This window comes from Pectobacterium sp. IFB5596 (genome assembly GCF_021432585.1).
GTDB lineage: Bacteria > Pseudomonadota > Gammaproteobacteria > Enterobacterales > Enterobacteriaceae > Pectobacterium > Pectobacterium punjabense.
On sequence record NZ_LXFY01000030.1, the window covers coordinates 149,760 to 168,633 of the forward strand.

General features: G+C 53.8%; 18 protein-coding genes. 6 read left to right on the forward strand and 12 right to left on the reverse strand.

What is annotated here, in order from left to right; translation table 11 throughout:
• Nucleotides 1-28: 28 nt before the first annotated feature.
• Nucleotides 29-1,315, reverse strand: coding sequence for a DUF3748 domain-containing protein (locus A6301_RS18425; RefSeq protein WP_234258447.1), 1,287 nt, complete (start codon nt 1,313-1,315; stop codon nt 29-31).
• 236 nt (nt 1,316-1,551) lie between these two features.
• On the opposite strand from A6301_RS18425, the gene A6301_RS18430 reads away from it, so the two are divergent.
• A complete protein-coding gene (locus A6301_RS18430) occupies nt 1,552-1,809 on the forward strand; it encodes a YdgH/BhsA/McbA-like domain containing protein (protein WP_107168598.1) in 258 nt (85 codons plus the stop codon).
• Between the two features lie 184 nt (nt 1,810-1,993).
• Here A6301_RS18430 and A6301_RS18435 read toward each other — a convergent pair whose 3' ends face one another.
• The 3 genes from A6301_RS18435 to A6301_RS18445 are packed head-to-tail and all read right to left on the reverse strand — an operon-like array spanning nt 1,994 to nt 5,074.
• Complete coding sequence (locus A6301_RS18435) at nt 1,994-3,406, reverse strand: glycoside hydrolase family 1 protein (protein WP_234258448.1); 1,413 nt, start codon at nt 3,404-3,406, stop codon at nt 1,994-1,996.
• 25 nt (nt 3,407-3,431) lie between these two features.
• Nucleotides 3,432-4,754 carry a PTS sugar transporter subunit IIC gene (locus tag A6301_RS18440; RefSeq protein ID WP_107168596.1) on the reverse strand — a complete coding sequence of 441 codons (1,323 nt, stop codon included), beginning with the start codon at nt 4,752-4,754 and terminating at the stop codon, nt 3,432-3,434.
• The gene (locus A6301_RS18445) at nt 4,751-5,074 is read right to left on the reverse strand and encodes a PTS sugar transporter subunit IIB (protein WP_107168595.1); all 324 of its coding nucleotides are present in this window, start codon (nt 5,072-5,074) and stop codon (nt 4,751-4,753) included. Before A6301_RS18445 ends, A6301_RS18440 begins: the two co-directional genes overlap by 4 nt.
• 431 nt (nt 5,075-5,505) lie before the next feature.
• Between A6301_RS18445 and A6301_RS18450 the strand changes: the two genes are divergently transcribed.
• The 5 genes from A6301_RS18450 to A6301_RS18470 all read left to right on the forward strand — a co-directional run bounded on the left by A6301_RS18450 (nt 5,506) and on the right by A6301_RS18470 (nt 9,748).
• On the forward strand, nt 5,506-6,516 hold the full coding sequence (locus A6301_RS18450; RefSeq protein ID WP_370642258.1) for a sulfonate ABC transporter substrate-binding protein: 1,011 nt from the start codon (nt 5,506-5,508) through the stop codon (nt 6,514-6,516).
• A gap of 57 nt (nt 6,517-6,573) precedes the next feature.
• Entirely contained in the window at nt 6,574-7,716 is a 1,143-nt protein-coding gene (gene ssuD, locus A6301_RS18455) for an FMNH2-dependent alkanesulfonate monooxygenase (RefSeq protein WP_107168593.1), read from the forward strand.
• A gap of 10 nt (nt 7,717-7,726) precedes the next feature.
• Complete coding sequence (gene ssuC, locus A6301_RS18460; RefSeq protein ID WP_107168592.1) at nt 7,727-8,521, forward strand: aliphatic sulfonate ABC transporter permease SsuC; 795 nt, start codon at nt 7,727-7,729, stop codon at nt 8,519-8,521.
• Nucleotides 8,518-9,318: an aliphatic sulfonates ABC transporter ATP-binding protein gene (gene ssuB / locus A6301_RS18465; RefSeq protein ID WP_234258450.1), complete on the forward strand. Its 801-nt coding sequence runs from the start codon at nt 8,518-8,520 to the stop codon at nt 9,316-9,318. Before ssuC ends, ssuB begins: the two co-directional genes overlap by 4 nt.
• A gap of 172 nt (nt 9,319-9,490) precedes the next feature.
• Entirely contained in the window at nt 9,491-9,748 is a 258-nt protein-coding gene (locus A6301_RS18470; protein WP_234258451.1) for a YdgH/BhsA/McbA-like domain containing protein, read from the forward strand.
• 199 nt (nt 9,749-9,947) lie between these two features.
• Here the strand turns inward: A6301_RS18470 and A6301_RS18475 are convergent, their stop codons facing one another.
• From A6301_RS18475 to A6301_RS18510, 8 genes are all read right to left on the reverse strand, one after another.
• The gene (locus A6301_RS18475; protein WP_107168589.1) at nt 9,948-10,445 is read right to left on the reverse strand and encodes a GNAT family N-acetyltransferase; all 498 of its coding nucleotides are present in this window, start codon (nt 10,443-10,445) and stop codon (nt 9,948-9,950) included.
• A 101-nt stretch (nt 10,446-10,546) separates the two neighbouring features.
• The gene (locus A6301_RS18480; RefSeq protein ID WP_107168588.1) at nt 10,547-12,346 is read right to left on the reverse strand and encodes an ABC transporter ATP-binding protein; all 1,800 of its coding nucleotides are present in this window, start codon (nt 12,344-12,346) and stop codon (nt 10,547-10,549) included.
• Nucleotides 12,347-12,385: 39 nt separating this feature from the next.
• A complete protein-coding gene (locus tag A6301_RS18485; protein WP_234258452.1) occupies nt 12,386-13,294 on the reverse strand; it encodes an ABC transporter permease in 909 nt (302 codons plus the stop codon).
• Complete coding sequence (locus tag A6301_RS18490) at nt 13,291-14,268, reverse strand: ABC transporter permease (RefSeq protein ID WP_005976707.1); 978 nt, start codon at nt 14,266-14,268, stop codon at nt 13,291-13,293. Before A6301_RS18490 ends, A6301_RS18485 begins: the two co-directional genes overlap by 4 nt.
• Nucleotides 14,268-15,272 (reverse strand): nucleoside hydrolase, encoded by a 1,005-nt coding sequence (locus tag A6301_RS18495; protein WP_234258453.1) that lies wholly within the window; start codon nt 15,270-15,272, stop codon nt 14,268-14,270. The genes A6301_RS18490 and A6301_RS18495 overlap by 1 nt, the downstream gene beginning before the upstream one ends.
• A 4-nt stretch (nt 15,273-15,276) precedes the next feature.
• On the reverse strand, nt 15,277-16,230 hold the full coding sequence (locus A6301_RS18500) for a nucleoside hydrolase (RefSeq protein WP_215484129.1): 954 nt from the start codon (nt 16,228-16,230) through the stop codon (nt 15,277-15,279).
• Between the two features lie 130 nt (nt 16,231-16,360).
• Complete coding sequence (locus tag A6301_RS18505) at nt 16,361-17,245, reverse strand: dihydrodipicolinate synthase family protein (protein ID WP_234258454.1); 885 nt, start codon at nt 17,243-17,245, stop codon at nt 16,361-16,363.
• A 68-nt stretch (nt 17,246-17,313) separates the two neighbouring features.
• A complete protein-coding gene (locus A6301_RS18510; protein ID WP_234258455.1) occupies nt 17,314-18,864 on the reverse strand; it encodes an ABC transporter substrate-binding protein in 1,551 nt (516 codons plus the stop codon).
• Between the last annotated feature and the right edge of the window lie 10 nt (nt 18,865-18,874).

Genomic DNA, 18,874 nt, shown 5'->3' on the forward strand with positions numbered 1-18,874 from the left:
CATTCGCCGTGAACCCGCTACGCCGCAGTCATGATCGCAAGCAGGTCACGACGAAAAGCTGATTAAAACCGTCAATTTCCCGCATATACGCAACGTGTTTCCCATCAGGGGAAAAGACCACGGCATCCGCGCTCGGCGCGCTGTCCGTCCTCGCCGTCATCCGAACAAGCTCACCACTTTTCGCATCACACAGCATGATACTGTTGTCACACACAAATGCCAGAGAACGCCCATCCGGGTGCCAGTTAAAAGCAGACTGTACACCGTGTTCCGTATGCGTTACCTGTCTTGGCTCACCGCCATTCGGGGAAAGCGTCCACAATTGCACCACACCAGCCTCGTCACGCATCAAAAATGCGATCTCGCTGCCATCGGGCGAGGAACGTAGCCAATGGCGCGGCTGATTCACCAAACCAGGATAATGGCGTTGGTGCGTAAAGGTTAAACGCCGCTGATGCACGCCCGCAGGCGGCGCAGGCATCGAGGTTGCCGTCCCCGCCAGTGGCGCATCACCCTCTTTGGCGTAATCTTCCAGCGCCTCCGGCAAATCGACGATAAAAATCTCAGGAACCATTGTCCCGTTCAGCGATCGCGTATCACCAATAAATACCAGCGCCCAGCGCTGGTGCGAACCGTCCTGTCGAATATAGCCCGTGGTGCCCACCCAGCCTTCTTCATAAGCGCGATTGATTTCATCACTGCCGGGTTGCGGTTGCGGTGTCGTTCTGCTGACTAGAACACAATAGTGGCTGCCGTCATATTCACGCGGATGGCGTTTCTCAACGGTGACGGCCTGTAGCGGCACGCCCACGCCTACATTGCGCAAGTTTAATGCCGGATCGCGCTCATGCAGCACATGGTCGTTATAGGTAAAGCTCAGACGACTGGCATCCGGGCTGAAGACATGGACATGCGTACCGCCGCGCAGCGCACCGGCCTGATAAGGCGGCGTAATAGAGAGAGCGTCAAGCGTGCTCGCCTCATCGCGCTGGCGATCCGCCACTATCGTTCCACGGCGATGGTGAAAATCATACTGCCATTCGCTATCCGGATTTTCCGGCCCGTGGATAAAGACATAGCGCAGCGGCTCCCGCGGGCTACAGGTCACCACGCCCACATGTGCACCCGCCGCTGCTCGATAAACAACCTCGGTTTTACGACTTTTCAGGTGTATGCGCTCAATGGTCAGCCCTGTGAATGAAGATCCATAGGGCCTTATGTCATAAACCAGCCAACTTCCATCACATGACCAGCAGTTAATATTGGTAATTTGATGACCAGCAGCATTAAAGGTTAGTTGTGTTTCAACAGACAAGACATCACCCCAGTTATTCAATATCAGTCAATAGTTTGTAAATAAAATTCAGTTTTATGTATAAGTTATTGTTTTAAATTTAAAAAAAACAAACAACAACGAATATTGTCATTCAAAAAAATAGAAAGACTTCCTCAATAACATCCGTTTTTTAATTTATTAGCATTGGCGTAACATTCTTCATATCGAAAGGGCAGCCCCCTTTCACCTATCAAATAAGAAAAGGATAAGACATCATGAAAAACGTAAAAACCATCGCTGCTGCTGTTGTTCTCGCTACCGTTGCTTTCGGTGCTTCTGCTGCTGAATACGTGTCTCCTTCACAGGCACAGAACCTGGAAAAAGCGGGTGTTGTTACTGCTACTGCTCAAGACCTAAGCTCACTGCAATCTAAGCTCGCAGCGAAAGCAGAAAAAGCAGGCGCTAAATCTTATACCATCACGTCTGCGACCGGTAACGATCAGCTGCGTGGCTCTGCGGTAATCTTCAACTAAGTGTTGTTGAGCCTGAGCTGTTTGTCCCGATAAGTCATCATAGATAGACCTGTATTACCCTCTTTCCGGCTTGCCTCCTCATCAGGGCAAGCCGGTTTTTTTATTTATGCGAAAGGGGGGGCATGGGAAAGCAGGAAAGGCGATGAATTCGGTGTAGCAGAGTGCCACACCGACGTGGATAGACTTACAACGTTGAACCTTGAAAACCATTTTCGGCCGCCACCGCCGCGAACCATTTCCCGCTTTTCTTCACCGTGCGCGTCTGCGTCGCCAAATCCAACTGCACGAAACCATAGCGATTCTTATAGGCATTCGACCACGACCAGTTATCGATAAACGTCCACATATGGTAGCCGAGGCAGTGACTGCCTTCCGCGATACCTTTGTGTACATATTTCAGGTGTTCGCGGACAAAATCGATGCGGTAATCATCCTGAATCTGGCCGTTGGCGTCGAAACGCTGTTCGTTCTCCACCCCCATGCCGTTTTCCGAAATAAAGCAGCGCGGATTGCCGTAATTCACCCGCAGGTTAGTCAGAATGTCATAGATGCCCGGTTCGTAAATTTCCCAGCCGCGATAGGGATTCATTTTTCGTCCCGGCATTTCATAGCTGGAGAAGAACCATTCGGGCATAAACGGACTATCGGGATTGACCAGACTGTCACGGCACTGAATACGGCGCGGCTGGTAATAGTTAATACCCAGTAAATCGACAACACCATCGGCCAGCATCGCACGATCGTCAGGCTGACAATGCGGCAGTTGACCATAGCGATGCAGCAGATCGACCAATTCCTGCGGATATTCCCCTTTCAGGGCGGGATCGAGGAAACTGCGGTTAAACATCAGATCGGCGATGTTGGCAGCGTTAACATCGGCCGGATGCTGGGAACGCGGGTAGGAAGGCGTCAGGTTGAGGATGATGCCAATTTCTCCGCCCTGAGACTGCTCGCGATAGGCTTTCACCGCCAGCGAATGCGCCAGCATCGTATGGTACGCCACCGTCGCCGCACGCTTGAAATCCACCACGTTCGGGTAGTGGAAATCATACAAATACCCGCCTTCCACTGGCACCACTGGCTCATTAAACGTAAACCAATGTTTTACCCTGTCACCAAACAGGCGGAAACAGGTCGCCGCATAACCCGCATACGCCACGACCACCGCCCGATTTTCCCAGCCGCCCAGGCGTTGCATCACCATTGGCATATCAAAATGGAACAGATTGATAAACGGCGTGATGCCCTGCGCCAGCATTTCATCAATGATCTGATTATAAAATGCCACCGCCTGCGGATTAGGTTCACCCACGCCGTCGGGAATCAGCCGCGCCCACGAGATCGACGTTCGGAACGTGTTGTGATTTAGCGTCTTCAGCAACGCGATATCTTCACGCCAGTGCTGATAAAACGTGGAAGTATCCGCCGGCCCAACCTGCTGGTGAAAACGGCCGGGCTGCGTGGCAAACCATTCGTCCCACACGGTGGCGCTTTTACCATAATTGAGGCTTTCGCCTTCCGTTTGCGGTGCCGAACTGGCACTGCCCCACCAGAAATTCGCGGGAAAGCGGAAATCGTTCTGAAGATGATCGTGCATACGTTCCTCTCTGTTTCACTCGTATTTATGCGCTGGCACTTGCTTCGCCTGCCGCCTGCTGCTGTTTCTCCTGCTCCTGTTTGAGCAGCGTGCGCTCATAAACTTTCAGGAACGGGTAATACATTGCGGCCGACATCACCATGCACAACAAGCACATGATCACCGGGCTGAAAGCCCAGTTCGCCGCCCACGATGCACCAATCGGTGCGGGCGTCGTCCACGGCGTAAGGGAAACCACCTGTGCGATCCAGCCGAGTTTCGTCGCCGTATAGGCAATAACCGCATTAACCATTGGCACGAAAATAAACGGCAGGAACAGCAGCGGGTTCATGATGATCGGGGCACCAAACAGAATCGGTTCGTTGATATTGAAAAAGCTCGGCACCACGCCCATCCGGCCAATCGTACGTAGATGAACCGCACGGCTACGCAGTAACAAAAAGGCCAGCGGTAGCGTAGAACCGACCCCACCAATCAGCAGGTAGTGATCCCAAAAACCCTGCAAATAAATATGCGGCAGCGGTGCGCCCGCTGAAAGTGCAGCCTGATTCAACGCCAGATTGGTCATCCAGAACGGGTTCATGATCCCGGTAACGATCAGCGCGCCGTGAATCCCGGCAAACCACAGAATCTGGCAAATAAATACCGAAATCAGAATCGCAGGCAGCGAATCCGACGCCGAAATCAGCGGTGCCAACAGGTGCATAATGGCTTCCGGGATAATCATGCCGGTAGCAGACTGGATGAACAGGTTAAACGGGTGCAGCGTCGCGACGATCACCAGCACAGGGATAAGAATCTCAAACGAACGTGCCACGCCAGTCGGCACCTCTTTCGGCAGGCGAATGGTGATGTTGCGCTTCTTCAGCCAGGCATACACCTCACCCGCATAAATTGACGTCAGAATCGCGGTAAAAATCCCCTCACCGGAGAAATACTGAGTAGAAATCTGCTTATCGTGATAAGGCGCAGCCACCAGCAAAAATGCCATCAGCGCCAGCAGGCCGGTCATGATCGGGTCCAGCTTGTAATGCTTACCCAGGCTGGCACCAATACCCACGGAGATAAAGAAGGTCATGACCCCCATACTGAGGTAGTACGGCAGCATCAGTTGCTCACGGTAGGCAACGGAGAAATCGAGCCACGCGCGGGCAAACCCCAGCGTGGTATCCGGCGAGAACGGTGGAAAGATGAACACCAGCATGAATGAACCGATGATCATAAAAGGCAGCGCGGCGATAAAGCCATCACGAATCGCGATGATGTGGCGCTGTTGTCCCACCACACCCGCCAGCGGGGTAATCTTTTGTTCGATGACATTAACCATCGATTGATAGAGGCCACTCATAGCGGTTGTCCTGATTTTTCGATCAGTGAAAATGCAAAATCCAGCACGTTGTCACCGCGCTGCATACCGTAATCCATCATATCTATCGCGGCCACAGGCACGCCTTTTCCCTCGGCTTTCTCCTTGAATGACGCCAGCATGTATTTCACCTGCGGCCCCAGCAGCACAACGTCGTACTTCCCGACTTGTTCATCAAATTCATGGGCGGCGTAGGCGGCAATCTCAACGTCCAGACCACGCGTATCGGCCGCCTCCTTCATCTTTCTCATTAACAGGCTGGTGGACATCCCAGCGGAACAACAAAGCATGATCCTTTTCATTTTCAACACCCCGTCGTACGTGCGTTATGAATCAAAAAACGTCATCAATAAAAGCGTCGTGAATAAACACGTCCAGTGAACACACAATCAGTGGAAACACCGCCATTGGAAACAAAACGGAAACCGTTTTCCATGTAAAAAAACAATATATGATAATAGGTTCACGAAATGGTAGACATTGCGGGAAACAATGTGAGGCAGGTCATGGAAAACGTGTTTCAGACATGAAAGACGGATAAACCCGACTATTGCCGCGCTTATTACGCTAAGTGTGCTGATTTCAGGCATTTCCTACTTTTGGCTATAAAAACGACAAATTGAGATTTAAAAAGCCCACCGCCTGCCTGTTATGGTTATCACCTGATGTTGCATTTTCTCACTGTATTTTAATTTTTCGTTATAAGGGAGAGGTCACACGCATGCCATTGATGATGAACCGATCGGTCACGGAAAGACGTGGAAAGCGCACACCGTTATGGAAAAACGTGACGGTGCGGCTACGCCAGATCGCTACGATTCTCGCTGCCAGCACCGTGCTGTTCGTGTCCACCGCTTATGCACAGGACAGCGTACCCACGCAGCTACGGGTCGGCTATCAGAAAGGTTCGGTCAGCCTGGTGCTGGCAAAATCCCACCAGTTGCTGGAAAAACAGTTCCCTAACACCAAAATCAGCTGGGTTGAATTCCCTGCGGGTCCACAGATGCTGGAAGCGCTGAATGTTGGCAGTATCGATCTCGGCGGCACAGGTGATATCCCACCTATTTTTGCGCAAGCCGCTGGCGCGGACCTGCTGTATGTCGGCGTGGAACCACCGAAACCACAGGCCGAAGTGATTCTGGTGCGGGAAGACAGCCCGGTGAAAACCGTTGCCGATCTGAAAGGTCGCAAAGTCGCCTTCCAGAAAGGCTCCAGCGCGCATAACACGCTGCTGCGTGCGCTGCAACGCGACGGGCTAACATTCACCGATATCAAACCGACCTACCTAACCCCCGCTGACGCCCGCGCGGCATTCCAGCAAGGTAATGTCGATGCCTGGGCAATCTGGGACCCCTACTATTCTGCTGCGCTGCTGGAAGGCGGCGTTCGGGTGCTGGTTGATAGCAGCGGGCTCGATAAAACCGGTTCTTTCTATCTGGCGGGTCGCCCTTACGCTGAGGCACACGGCAGCTTTATTCGCCAGGTATTGGACGAACTGACCAAAGCCGATGCGTTGACAATCAGCGACCGGGCACAAAGCGTCACGCTGTTAGCCAACGCGGTAGGGCTGCCGGAAAAAGTGATTGAAACGGCACTCGATCATCGCCCACCAACCACCATCGAACCGCTGGATGCCGCCACGATCAAGGCACAGCAATCCACGGCCGACCTGTTTTATGAAAACCGTCTGGTGCCGGTGAAGGTCAATATCGCGGAGCGCGTCTGGCATCCCCAAACGCCTTAACCTACCTACCACACATATTTTGTTTACCCAAACAAGACTGTTCAAGGAGTTAATACCATGAGTCTTAACGTATTCTGGTTTCTGCCCACCCATGGAGACGGTCGCTATCTTGGAAGCACCGAGGGCGCACGTCATGTTGACTACAGTTATCTACAACAGGTGGCGCAAGCCGCCGAGCGGCAGGGATTTGGCGGCGTCTTACTGCCGACAGGCCGCTCCTGCGAGGATTCCTGGCTGGTTGCGGCATCACTCATTCCGGTGACGCAGCGGCTTAAGTTTCTCGTCGCCCTACGCCCCGGCGTCATTTCCCCCACCATCGCCGCGCGTCAGGCCGCTACGCTGGACAGGCTGTCTAACGGTCGCGCGCTGTTCAATCTGGTGACCGGCGGCGACCCGGAAGAGCTGGCCGCCGAAGGGCTGTTCCTCAGCCATGAAGAACGCTATGAAGCCTCGGCGGAATTCACTCACATCTGGCGCAGGCTGTTGGAAGGCGAAACGGTTGATTTTGCTGGTAAACACATTCAGGTCAAAGACGCCAAGCTGCTTTACCCGCCCGTGCAGCAGCCGCGTCCACCGCTCTATTTTGGCGGCTCTTCCGAGGCAGCACAGAATCTGGCGGCAGAGCAGGTCGATCTCTACCTAACGTGGGGGGAACCACCTGAGCAGGTGAAAGAAAAGCTGGCGGAAGTCCGCGCTAAAGCAGCGGCGCAGGGACGTGAAGTTCGCTTCGGTATTCGTCTGCACGTCATCGTGCGGGAAACCACCGAAGAGGCTTGGGAGGCTGCCGATCGGCTGATTTCCCATCTGGATGAAAAGACTATCGCCGATGCACAGGCGGCGTTGGCGCGCTTCGACTCTGTCGGACAACAGCGGATGGCAGCCCTGCACGGCGGCAAAAAGGACAAGCTGGAGATTAGTCCAAATCTGTGGGCCGGTATCGGTCTGGTTCGTGGCGGTGCGGGTACAGCGCTGGTCGGCGATGGTCCGACGGTTGCCGAACGCATTCAGGAATACGCCGATCTTGGGATTGATACCTTTATCTTGTCTGGCTATCCGCATCTGGAAGAGGCGTATCGCGTAGGTGAACTGCTGTTCCCGCACCTCAATCTGGCGCAACAGCCGACGCCGCTGCATGCCGTGAATAACGCGGGAGAAGTGGTGGCAAACCGCTATGTACCGCGCAAGGTCTCACAAAGCTGAGGAATCGATCATGGCAAGAACGCTCTCCTCGCTGGCAAAACGGCTTGCGCCTTTTCTACTCCCCGTGACGCTGCTGGTCGCGTGGCAAATATCCGTCGAGTTCGGCTGGCTATCCAACCGGATTCTGCCTGCGCCCAGTTCGGTGATTACCGCAGGGTGGTCACTCATCTATAGCGGCGAACTGTGGCAGCATTTGGCGATCAGCGGTTGGCGCGCCCTGATCGGGTTTGCTATCGGCGGCAGTATCGGATTAGTGCTCGGCTTTATCACCGGGCTATCACGCTGGGGTGAGCGTCTGCTGGACAGCTCAGTGCAGATGATCCGCAACGTCCCCCATCTGGCGCTGATTCCGCTGGTGATTCTATGGTTTGGCATTGACGAGGCGGCCAAGATTTTTCTGGTCGCGCTAGGCACGCTGTTTCCGGTTTACCTCAACACTTATCACGGTATTAAAAACATCGATCGCGGCCTGTTGGAAATGGCGCGCAGTTACGGTCTGTCCGGCATTAGCCTGTTCTATCAGGTGGTACTGCCCGGTGCGTTGCCGTCTATCATGGTCGGTATCCGTTTCGCGTTGGGCTTTATGTGGCTGACGCTGATCGTCGCGGAAACCATTTCTGCCAACTCCGGCATCGGCTATCTCGCCATGAACGCCCGTGAATTTCTGCAAACGGACGTGGTGGTGGTTGCCATCATCCTTTACGCGCTGCTCGGCAAGCTAGCTGATGTCAGCGCTCAAGGGCTGGAACGCATTTGGCTGCGCTGGAATCCGGCTTATCAAACCTCATCGGGGGACGCATCATGACCGCTTTTACCGATTCTGCTATACCATCCCATTCACCGTCGCCGCTCACCAAGGGGACGCCGCTCTCGTTGGATGCTATCACCAAGCACTACGGCCACCGTACGGTACTGAATGACGTGCAGTTACGCATTCCTTCCGGGCAGTTTGTGGCCATCGTTGGCCGCAGCGGCTGTGGCAAAAGTACCCTGCTGCGCCTGCTCGCCGGGCTGGAAGCCGCCAGCAGCGGTGAACTTCTGACAGGTACCGCACCGCTCAGCAGCGCGAAAGACGACACGCGGCTGATGTTTCAGGAAGCGCGACTACTGCCATGGAAGAAGGTGATCGATAATGTCGGGCTGGGGTTACGTGGCGACTGGCGTGAGAAAGCACAGGACGCACTAGCTTCTGTCGGGCTGGCGGATCGCGCCAACGATTGGCCAGCGGCGCTGTCCGGTGGCCAGAAACAGCGCGTTGCGTTGGCGCGCGCGCTCATTCACCATCCGCGTCTGCTGCTGTTGGATGAACCGCTGGGGGCGCTGGATGCCTTGACCCGCATCGAGATGCAAAGCCTGATCGAAAATCTGTGGCTCCAGCACGGGTTCACCGTACTGCTGGTGACGCACGATGTCTCCGAAGCCATTGCGCTGGCTGACAGGGTTATTCTGATCGAAGAAGGTCGTGTGGGGCTGGATATTACGGTGGATTTGCCACGACTACGACGCCGCGGGTCGGCAAAGCTGGCGGAACTGGAAGCCCGCGTGCTAGAACGCGTGCTGGCTCCAACCTCATCTCCCTTACCTCAGCAAGCGGCGATATAGCCTTCATTCTGGCGATCGAGATAGTGCATCTTATCGCCAGAAATAACATCAAAAATATTGACAGATATTCTCAAAACACTCCGTTTTTCCTTCTATCAGCATCGGCGTAATATCCTCTTCATCGAAAGGAAATGACCTTTCACTCCGAACAACATTGAATAGGATACATCACATGAAAAACGTAAAATTCTTCGCCGCTGCTGCCGTACTGTCTGCCCTGTCTTTCGGTACTTTCGCTGCCGATCAGGTGTCTTCACAACAGGCTCAGAACCTGGAAAAAGTGGGTGTCGTTAGTGCTACTGCCCGTAGCCTGGATTCACTGCAAGCACAGCTGGCTCAGAAAGCAGAAAAAGCGGGTGCCAGCGCCTTCACCATCACGTCTGCCACCGGTGACAACCAGCTGCGCGGCGTCGCCGTCATCTACAAATAATGCTTGCTGATAGACAATCAAAAAATTAAACGGACTTTCCTCACTCAAGAGGAAAATCCGTTTTTCTATGGGAAAATGATGTCAAATTCGCTCTGAGACGATCCTGTAAATACTTCGGTGGTGCGGCACGACGTGTCTCTATGCGTGTTTTAGCAAGTACGTAGTAGCCAGTGCAAAGACGTCTGGAGTTACGACTTATCTAATTAATATCAAGTCTCATCAAAATTTCGTCATGATATTCACCATCAATGTATAGAGCAGCAGTATCCGTTGCCCATTCTCTAAACCCGAAAGAACAATAAAGGGCTCGTGCCGATTTGTTGGTTGCCGCTACTGAAAGTTTCACTGTTTTGGCCTTGCAAGATGCCTGTAATGCCGTTTCCAAAAGCGATCGAGACAGGCCGGCTCCTCTCATTTCAGCTCGGACATACATTCCCCAAATCATGGCGACATGATGTAGCTTCGGTGCAGTGTTAATGCTTACCCCTACGATACCCTGCAACCTGTTTTGCAGGTCATATCCGCCAAAAACCAGGTTTAGACGGAGGCGTTCAGCAAAGAACGTTTCTGGTTGCTGGCATTCCTCTTCAAAAGACGCACCGAATGCTTCTGGATGTAGCTTGAGTGCTTCAAGCCGTACTCTCCTGAAATCGTCAATATCGCTATTGCCTATATGACGCACCACGAACGTTGCCATTCCTACCGCCTCCCTGTCACCGTGAAAGAATGACTATACCATCGCATTATGAAATAGAGCGTTAGCTTAAAACCTCAGTTGCACACTCCGCGCACTTAATTTCACTCCAGTACGAAATGCCCTTCTCCGACTTGCTTATAGCGACGCTCAGGAGGATGGAAATCGGGGGCGCGTACTGGGCTGCGCAGTTCATCATTGGTGATATTACGCACCGGGCGGGTGTCTGGGTCAGGCACAGGCACCGCTGAAATAAGACGTCGGGTGTAGTCATGCTGCGGGTTGTCGAAGATCGCCGAACGTGGGCCGATCTCCACAATTTCGCCGAGATACATTACCGCCACGCGGTGGCTGATACGCTCGACGACCGCCATATCATGCGAGATAAACAAAAATGACAGCCCCAGCGTCTGCTGGAGATCCAACATCAGGTTGATCACCTGCGCCTTAACGGACACATCCAGCGCCGATACCGATTCATCGGCAATAATCACTTTTGGCTCCAGCGCCAGTGCACGTGCAATACACACACGCTGGCGCTGCCCGCCGGAGAACTGGTGCGGGAAACGCGAGGCCATATCGCTGGATAACCCCACCTGTTCCAACAATTCACTCACCCTCGCATTCACATTCTGCCGGGTCGCCAGCCCATGCAACAGCATCGGTTCGGCAATCGCTTCCCCTATCCGTATACGCGGGTTCAGGCTTTCATACGGGTCTTGAAACACCATCTGAATCTGCCGCCGTGAATCAGTCAATTCACGCTTATCCGCCGTCAGGATATTTTTTCCCAGCAGTTGAATATTGCCGCTGACGGCATCGTTAAGGCGAATAATCGATCGACCCGTGGTGGATTTACCACAGCCTGATTCCCCAACCAGCGCAAGCGTTTCTCCCGGCCAGAGATCAAACGAGACATTCTCCACCGCGTGAACCCGCCCAGACAGTCGCCGGAAAAAACCTGATCGGATATCAAATCGGGTGACCAGATTTTTTACCGTCAGCACTGGCTTCTCGCCCGACACAGTATTCACCGCTTCAGGCACCGGCTGGCGCTCTCCCGTTTTGAGATCGACCAGCGGAAAGCGCTGCGGCCACGCGCTGCCGGACATCGAACCTAATTTGGGCACGGCGGATAACAACATGCGGGTATAAGGCTGTTGCGGATGATGAAAGATTTCCCGCGTGACGGCATTTTCCACCATTTCGCCCTGATACATCACCAGCGTACGGTCGGACACTTCCGCCACGACGCCCATGTCATGGGTAATAAACAACACCGACATCCCTTCTTCTTCCTGAAGGGTTTTTATCAGCGTCAGAATTTGCGCCTGAATCGTAACGTCCAGCGCCGTTGTTGGTTCGTCGGCAATCAGCAGCGTCGGGTGACAGGCCAGCGCAATCGCAATCACCACACGCTGGCGCATCCCGCCGGAGAAACTTTGCGGATATTCGTTCAGCCGTGATTTCGCCGCCGGAATGCGTACCTTTTCCAGCAGGCGTACCGCTTCGGCGCGCGCTTCCGCTTTACCCATGCCGCGATGGCGGCGTAGCACTTCCGTAATCTGGTAGCCAATCGGCAAGACCGGATTCAGGCTGGTCATCGGTTCCTGAAAAATCATGCCGATGCGGTTGCCGCGCACATCCTGCATCGCTTTATTGGGGAGCGACAACAGCTCGGTGTCGCCAAAATGAATCTGTCCCTCAACCCGACTTTGGCCGGGCGGCAGCAAACGCATGATGGATTTCGCCATCACGCTTTTCCCTGAACCGGACTCCCCCACCACGGCGACCGTCTCTTTCTCGCCAATCGTAAAGGATAAATCCCGCACCACGTTCATCCACTCGCCGTTTACCTGAAAGGCGGTGGTCAGATGCGAAACAGACATAATCGGCGCTGTCATGTGTTCATTACCCCTTATTCCCACGGACGTTCCCACCGCTTAATTCCGCGGGTTGAGGATGTCACGCAGCGCATCCCCCACTAGATTGATCGCCACAATCAGCAGCAATAGCGTCAGCCCAGGAAAGAAGCTGATCCAATAATCACCCGACATCAGGTACTCAAAACCGTTTGAGATCAGCAGCCCCAGCGACGGTTCCGTTACGGGCAGCCCGATGCCCAGAAACGAGAGCGTGGCCTCCAGCATGATGGCGTAGGCGATGCGCATCGTGGCTACCACGATCAGTGGTGCCAGACAGTTCGGTAAAATATGGCGAAACAGGATGCGGCGGTTGGACAGTGCCATGCTGCGTGCCGCGTCCACGTAGCTGCGACGGCGCTCCACCAGCGCTGAACCGCGAATCGTGCGCGCGTAGTACGCCCACTGGGTCACCACCAGCGCCATAATGATCTTATCGACCCCTTGTCCCAGCACCGCCAGCAAAATCAGCGCAATCAGGATAGGTGGGAAACTGAGCTGGATATCAACGATGCGCATGATCGTCGCATCCGTTTTTCCCCCAACGTAGGCGCTAATCAGTCCCAGCGACGCGCCAATCAGCAGCGCGAGTACCGCACTGGAGAAGCCGACCATCAGGCTAATGCGGGTGCCATAAAGAATGGCGCTGAACAAATCGCGCCCCTGATCGTCCGTTCCCAGCCAGTAGCTCATCCCCGCCATACTGGAGGAGCCCGGCGCAAACCGGCCATCCATGATGTCGAGCTGCATCAGATCGTACGGGTTCTGCGGCGACAGAAGCGGGGCAAACAGTGCCAGCAGCACAAAAATCGCCAACATGATCAGTCCGCACAGAGCCAGCCTATCGTTAACCAGTGCCATCATGACGCGCACTGCCGGATGCGACGTTTTTTTCACGGTGGTGGGCTGGTGTAGCGTCTTCTCCGTCATCCTTTGTCCCCTCCCAACCGCACGCGCGGATCAACCAGCACGTACAGTAAATCCACCAACAGGTTAATCACGCTGAACATCACGACGGTAATCATCAGGTAAGCCAGGATCACTGGACGGTCGAGCACGGCGATCGCGTCAATAATCAACTTACCCATTCCCGGCCAGGCATAAATGGTTTCCGTAACCACCGCGAACGCGATCAGCGATCCCAGTTCCAGCCCCAGCACAGTAATCAATGGAATTAGCGTATTGCGCAGCACATGAACCAGCACAATACGGGTTTCTGACAGCCCCTTTGCACGGGCAAACTGCACATAATCTTGTTGCAGACACTCCATCACACCCGCCCGCATCAGGCGAATGACCAGCGAGATCTTAAACAGCGCGAGATTAAACGCGGGCAAAAGCAGGTGTTCTAGGCCATCGCGGGTGAGAAAACTGAATGGGATACCGAACAGATCGTGAGTATCGCCTCTGCCCGATGAGGGCAGCCAGCCCAGCTTCACGCTGAATAGCATGATCATCACTAACCCAATCCAGAACGTGGGCAGGCTAAAGCCCAGAATGGAGAAGGTCATGATGGATTTAGACACCGCGCTGTCCGGCTTCAGACCCGCGTAAATCCCTAACGGGATACCGACAACCAACGCCATAACGAAGGCCACCATCGCCAGTTCGAGCGTGGCGGGCATGCGCTGAAAAATCAGCGTCAGCGCGGGTTGGTTAAAGATAAAAGACTTACCCATGTCGCCCTGAAAGGCGTTCCAGACAAACAGCCCGTACTGTTCCCAGACGGGCTTATCCAGACCGAAGGACTGAATCACCGCCAGCCGTTCCGCTGGCGTGGCTGTCGCGCCCAATAGCATATCGACCGGATTGCCGACCAGATAGACCCCCACAAACACCAGCACCGACATAACAGCCAGCGTCAGCAGCGTTTGTCCGATTCGGCTTAGCAGGTAGGCTATCATTAGCGCTCCTCAGAACCGTTTAGTGTTTCAGGGCTCGTTATTGCTTCTGAACCCATTATTGTGCCAGAGCCATAGCGGCGCAGGCGATCGGCAATCAGGCCGAGAAACCCTTGTTCGTCGATTTCCCGCATGACCAGCGCATTATCCGGTTTATCCAGTTTGTGATAAAAATCGGCAAACACGTAACCCGCCGTCTTGCCGGTGACTTCCACTCCCACATGTGCAGATGCCGCTTGGAACAGCTCAGGTTTTAGTAGCCATGAAATGACGGTCGCATCATGAATCGGACCACCTTCACGACCAAAACGTGCCACTTCATTACGATCGAACGTGCGTAATAGCGCCGCCATCGCCTTGCCCGGTTCACCGCCGCTGCGCTCAATCTCATCAACCTGTTCCGCCTGAATCAGCGCCTGAAACGTCATATCTAACGGCATGATGACAAGGGGAACGCCGGAGGAAAAGACGATGTCCGCCGCATGGGGATCGGCATAAACGTTAAAATCTGCCCATGGCACACGATTGCCCAACGCGGTAAAAGCACAGCTCATGGACACAATCTGTTTGATGCCGCGTGCCACATCGGGATGAAAACGCAGCGCCAATGCCACATTCGTCATCGGCCCTATCGAACAGAGCGTGATGGGATTATTGTCAGCCGCGGCCTGGCGTGTCGTTCGCACCAGAAAATCGACGGCGTGTTCCTGCTCCGGCAACAGTGTGCTATCTGGCACCCACTCAGGGGAAAACGCACCGATATGTGCATATTTACCAAACACCTGCTCGCGGATCAGCGGGTGCGAAGCCCCGGCAAAAATCGGCACATCGGTTCGCCCCGTCAGGCCAACGACTTTACAGGCATTCGCCAGCGTCGCCTCAAGCGGGACATTACCCGCCACGGCGGTGATACCGAGTACGTCCAGTTCAGGTGAAGCCAAGGCCAGCCAAATAGCTATCGCATCGTCAACACCGGGATCGGTATCAATAATAATACGTTCTCGCATCCTATCAGGCCCCCTTCCCGTAGCGGCTCAGTAGGTCAGCAAACAGTTCAACCACCTGTTTGGCATCCACCCCCGTCACCACATCCACATTCGGCTGACGCGCGGTTTTTCCGTACCAGTCAGCAACGGTTTGCCCCATACACAGCTCGCTGTCCTGCTCAATGTAGACGCTGGCTTTTTCGGTCGTGAAGCAGTGTGGCGCCAGAACCCAGGCGATAACCAACGGATCGTGTAACGGGCCACCGCGTGAACCATAGCGACGAATATCGTTGCGATCCCAAAACGCCATCATTTCGCCCAGCGGGCCGGAAATACGCCCAGAGAGCGCAATGAAACGCGCGACTAATTCCGGCGTCAAAATCACCCGATGCGTGACATCCAGCGGGAGTGCAACAATGGCAATCGACGAATCAAATACCACTTTTGCCGCCTGCGGATCGGCGATCATATTAAATTCAGACGTCAGGCTACGGTTACCCGCTTCCCGATACGCGCCGCCCATCATCACGATGCGCTCAATCCCGTTGGCAATCGCAGGCACCATACGCAACGCTGTCGCCACATTAGTTAATGGCCCGAGCGTACAGAGCGTAATGGGCTTGCCATTGGCAATCGCCTGCTGGCACTGTTCGATAATAAAATTCACCGCGTGCTGCGATTCGGCCTGCTTTTTCGGCACTGGCAGCACGGTCTGACCTAATCCACTTTCGCCATGAAACTGGCCGTGGATCGGTTCACGTAACAGCGGGCGATGACACCCGGCGAAGACCGGAATATCCGTTCGCTGCCCCAGTTCAACAATTTGCAGCGCATTACGCACCGTCTTTTCCACTGGCTGGTTGCCACACACCGCGCAAATACCGCGAATATCCAGCTCGGGTGCCACAAATGCACTTAATAACGCAATCGCGTCATCGATCCCCGGATCGCAATCAATAATAATAGGTAGGACGCTCATCCTATGGTTATCCCTTTTCTCTTTTTTAATCGGTACTGACAGATTTCAAAGTGCAGAAAGCCCGCACGGCTACCGCGTTAAAAATAACAATACTTACACTCTAACTAATTAAAGTTTCAGGAAAAACGTGTTAAAGGGCACCAACAGACGCTAAAACGTCCGCGATCTCTTTACGCGCTTTTTCATCCAACGGCTGCTGAGGCAGCAACGGATCGCCCACCGCAAATCCCTGCAATTGCAGCGCCGCTTTAATACAGCCTGCAATGGAATAACGGGCAAAGATTTCATTGATGCGCCACAGCGGACGCTGAAGCTCCATTGCCCTGTTCCAGTCACCCGCGCGGGCGGCTTCATACAAAGCAAGACTCTGTTTGGGAACGATACACGCCGGGCCAGCCATCCAACCGACGCCGCCAATCAGCATCACACAGGCGGGAATATGCGCGGACGCGGAGAAGACCTCCATCCGGCCACGGGTGCGTTCAATGATGGAGAGCAAACGTCCGGTATTGGTCGATGCATCTTTGATATAGAGGATGTTGCTGACATGGCTGAGGCGTTCAATGACGGGCAAACTCAAATCGGAGCGTTGGAACTGAGGATTGGTATAAAGCACCACCGGTTTGCCCTGTGCGGCTTCGGCAATGGCGCGGAAATACTGTTCGACGCCTTCGTCTTTCAGGGGGAAATAGGCTTCCAGCACCGCGAGAATGCCATCGGCACCCAATTCGACGTAGCGTTTCGTTTGCTCAACGACATCCTGAATGGTGGTCGACGCAACACCCGCGATAACGGGCACACGGCCTGCTGTCGTCTCGATCACCGTTTTAACCACATCGAGGCGCTGAGCCGCAGAGAGATAGGCAAACTCACCGGTACTACCCAGTGGCACTACGCCATGTACGCCACACTGAATCAGATGCTCGGTGAGCTGTGCCAACACAGGCTTATCGACCTGACCATCGGGCCTGACGGGTGACACCAGATAGGGAAAAACACCGCTAAACGCATTCACACCGCTCTCCTTGTTATCGGTAATAAGGGGTGAAGCCTCACCCCTTTTGGATCATGACTGAAAGGTGACTATTTCGCGGAACGGACAAAGTACGGCAGCGTGTAGGCATCGGAACGGCCCACGTAGGTATACTGCTTTTTCATCGCCCAGGTGTTGGACAGGAACATCACCGGAATCACCCCCAGATCGTTCATGCCGATGTTCATTGCCTCAGCCAGCAGCGCATCACGCTTGGTATCATCCAACGTGGCACGCGCTTCGTTCAGCGTTTTATCAAAGACAGGATTGGAATAGCGACCACGATTCCCCTGTCCTGCATTGGGGCCAAAGGTTTCTAGCAATGGCCCCAATACTCCAGAAGCTTCCCCGGTTTCAATCGCGGCTCCGCCCATAATCAAACTGAATTCGAGACGGGATGCGCGTGAGAAGTACACACTGCCGGGCATCGTAACCACTTCGGTTTTGATGCCGACGCGTGTGAACATTTGGCCAATGGCCTGAGCAATTTTAGAATCATTAGGATAACGATCGTTCGACGCGTGGAAGGTCAGCGTGAAGCCGTCAGGGTAACCCGCCGCCGCCAGTTCCTGTTTGGCTTTCTCCGGACTGTAAACCGGCGCAGGAATGGAAGCGGAATACCCGAGATACCCCTTCGGTACAAGCTGAGAGGCAACAACAGCCTGCCCCTCCATCACACGGTCGACGATTGCCTGGCGATTAAGTGCTAAAGACATCGCCTGGCGTACTTCTTTTTTTAGTAATGGGTTTTTACCATCAGGACCTTTGGCGAACGGTGACTCATCTCGCTGCTGGTCCATGTGAAGGTAAATAACACGATTCCCTGGTGTTGAAATCGTTTTTAACTGCTGATTTTTCTCAATATTACTGCTATCGGCTGTTGGAACGTTTTCAATCATGTCCACATCACCGGATAATACGGCTGCTACACGTGCACTACCGTTTTTAAATACACGGACAGTTACGTTGTCCCACTCTGCTTTTCCTCCCCAGTAACCATCATTACGACTAAGGACTACCCGGTCGTCCGGCACCCAGGAAACAAATTTGAATGGCCCTGTACCAATCACATCTTTTCCTGAATTCAACGTTTCCGTCGGGACGTTCTCAAGTCGGGCGGGCAAAATGGAAACCCGACTTAAATTATTCAGCAGCAGCGGCGAAGCCTCTTTTGTCTTTATCCGCACCGTTAATGGATTCACTTCTATTACTTCAGCAATGTCGCTGACGTAAGGTGCGTAAGAACTTGGGCTGTTTTTGGATGCCAGCGCAACACGCTTAATGCTGGCAATCACATCTTTAGCCGTAAAATCACTGCCGTCGTGAAACTTAACGCCAGAACGCAAGGTAAATTCCCACGTCTTGTCGTCAATCACTTTCCAACTGGTTGCCAGGGCAGGTGCAATCTGCTGTTTTTCATCCTGTACAACCAAACCGTCAAAAATATTGCGCGCCATTGCGCTATTCGCTCCACCCACATAAAACTGCGGGTCCATTGATGTGGTGGAGGAAGCCAAACCGATATTCAGGTCCGCGCTATAAACCAAAGGTGAAGATGAAAATAAAACGGTAAACAATAACGCCAGCGTTGATTTCTTCATTCACTAACCC

Coding starts and splice junctions, on each gene's coding strand:
- ssuB (WP_234258450.1), top strand. CDS start 8,518: ATGACCGCTTTTACCGATTCTGCTATACCATCCCATTCACCGTCGCCG.
- A6301_RS18475 (WP_107168589.1), bottom strand. CDS start 10,445: ATGGCAACGTTCGTGGTGCGTCATATAGGCAATAGCGATATTGACGAT.
- A6301_RS18510 (WP_234258455.1), bottom strand. CDS start 18,864: ATGAAGAAATCAACGCTGGCGTTATTGTTTACCGTTTTATTTTCATCT.
- A6301_RS18450 (WP_370642258.1), top strand. CDS start 5,506: ATGAACCGATCGGTCACGGAAAGACGTGGAAAGCGCACACCGTTATGG.
- ssuC (WP_107168592.1), top strand. CDS start 7,727: ATGGCAAGAACGCTCTCCTCGCTGGCAAAACGGCTTGCGCCTTTTCTA.
- A6301_RS18485 (WP_234258452.1), bottom strand. CDS start 13,294: ATGACGGAGAAGACGCTACACCAGCCCACCACCGTGAAAAAAACGTCG.
- A6301_RS18490 (WP_005976707.1), bottom strand. CDS start 14,268: ATGATAGCCTACCTGCTAAGCCGAATCGGACAAACGCTGCTGACGCTG.
- A6301_RS18470 (WP_234258451.1), top strand. CDS start 9,491: ATGAAAAACGTAAAATTCTTCGCCGCTGCTGCCGTACTGTCTGCCCTG.
- A6301_RS18445 (WP_107168595.1), bottom strand. CDS start 5,074: ATGAAAAGGATCATGCTTTGTTGTTCCGCTGGGATGTCCACCAGCCTG.
- A6301_RS18480 (WP_107168588.1), bottom strand. CDS start 12,346: ATGACAGCGCCGATTATGTCTGTTTCGCATCTGACCACCGCCTTTCAG.
- A6301_RS18435 (WP_234258448.1), bottom strand. CDS start 3,406: ATGCACGATCATCTTCAGAACGATTTCCGCTTTCCCGCGAATTTCTGG.
- A6301_RS18430 (WP_107168598.1), top strand. CDS start 1,552: ATGAAAAACGTAAAAACCATCGCTGCTGCTGTTGTTCTCGCTACCGTT.
- A6301_RS18440 (WP_107168596.1), bottom strand. CDS start 4,754: ATGAGTGGCCTCTATCAATCGATGGTTAATGTCATCGAACAAAAGATT.
- A6301_RS18495 (WP_234258453.1), bottom strand. CDS start 15,272: ATGCGAGAACGTATTATTATTGATACCGATCCCGGTGTTGACGATGCG.
- A6301_RS18500 (WP_215484129.1), bottom strand. CDS start 16,230: ATGAGCGTCCTACCTATTATTATTGATTGCGATCCGGGGATCGATGAC.
- ssuD (WP_107168593.1), top strand. CDS start 6,574: ATGAGTCTTAACGTATTCTGGTTTCTGCCCACCCATGGAGACGGTCGC.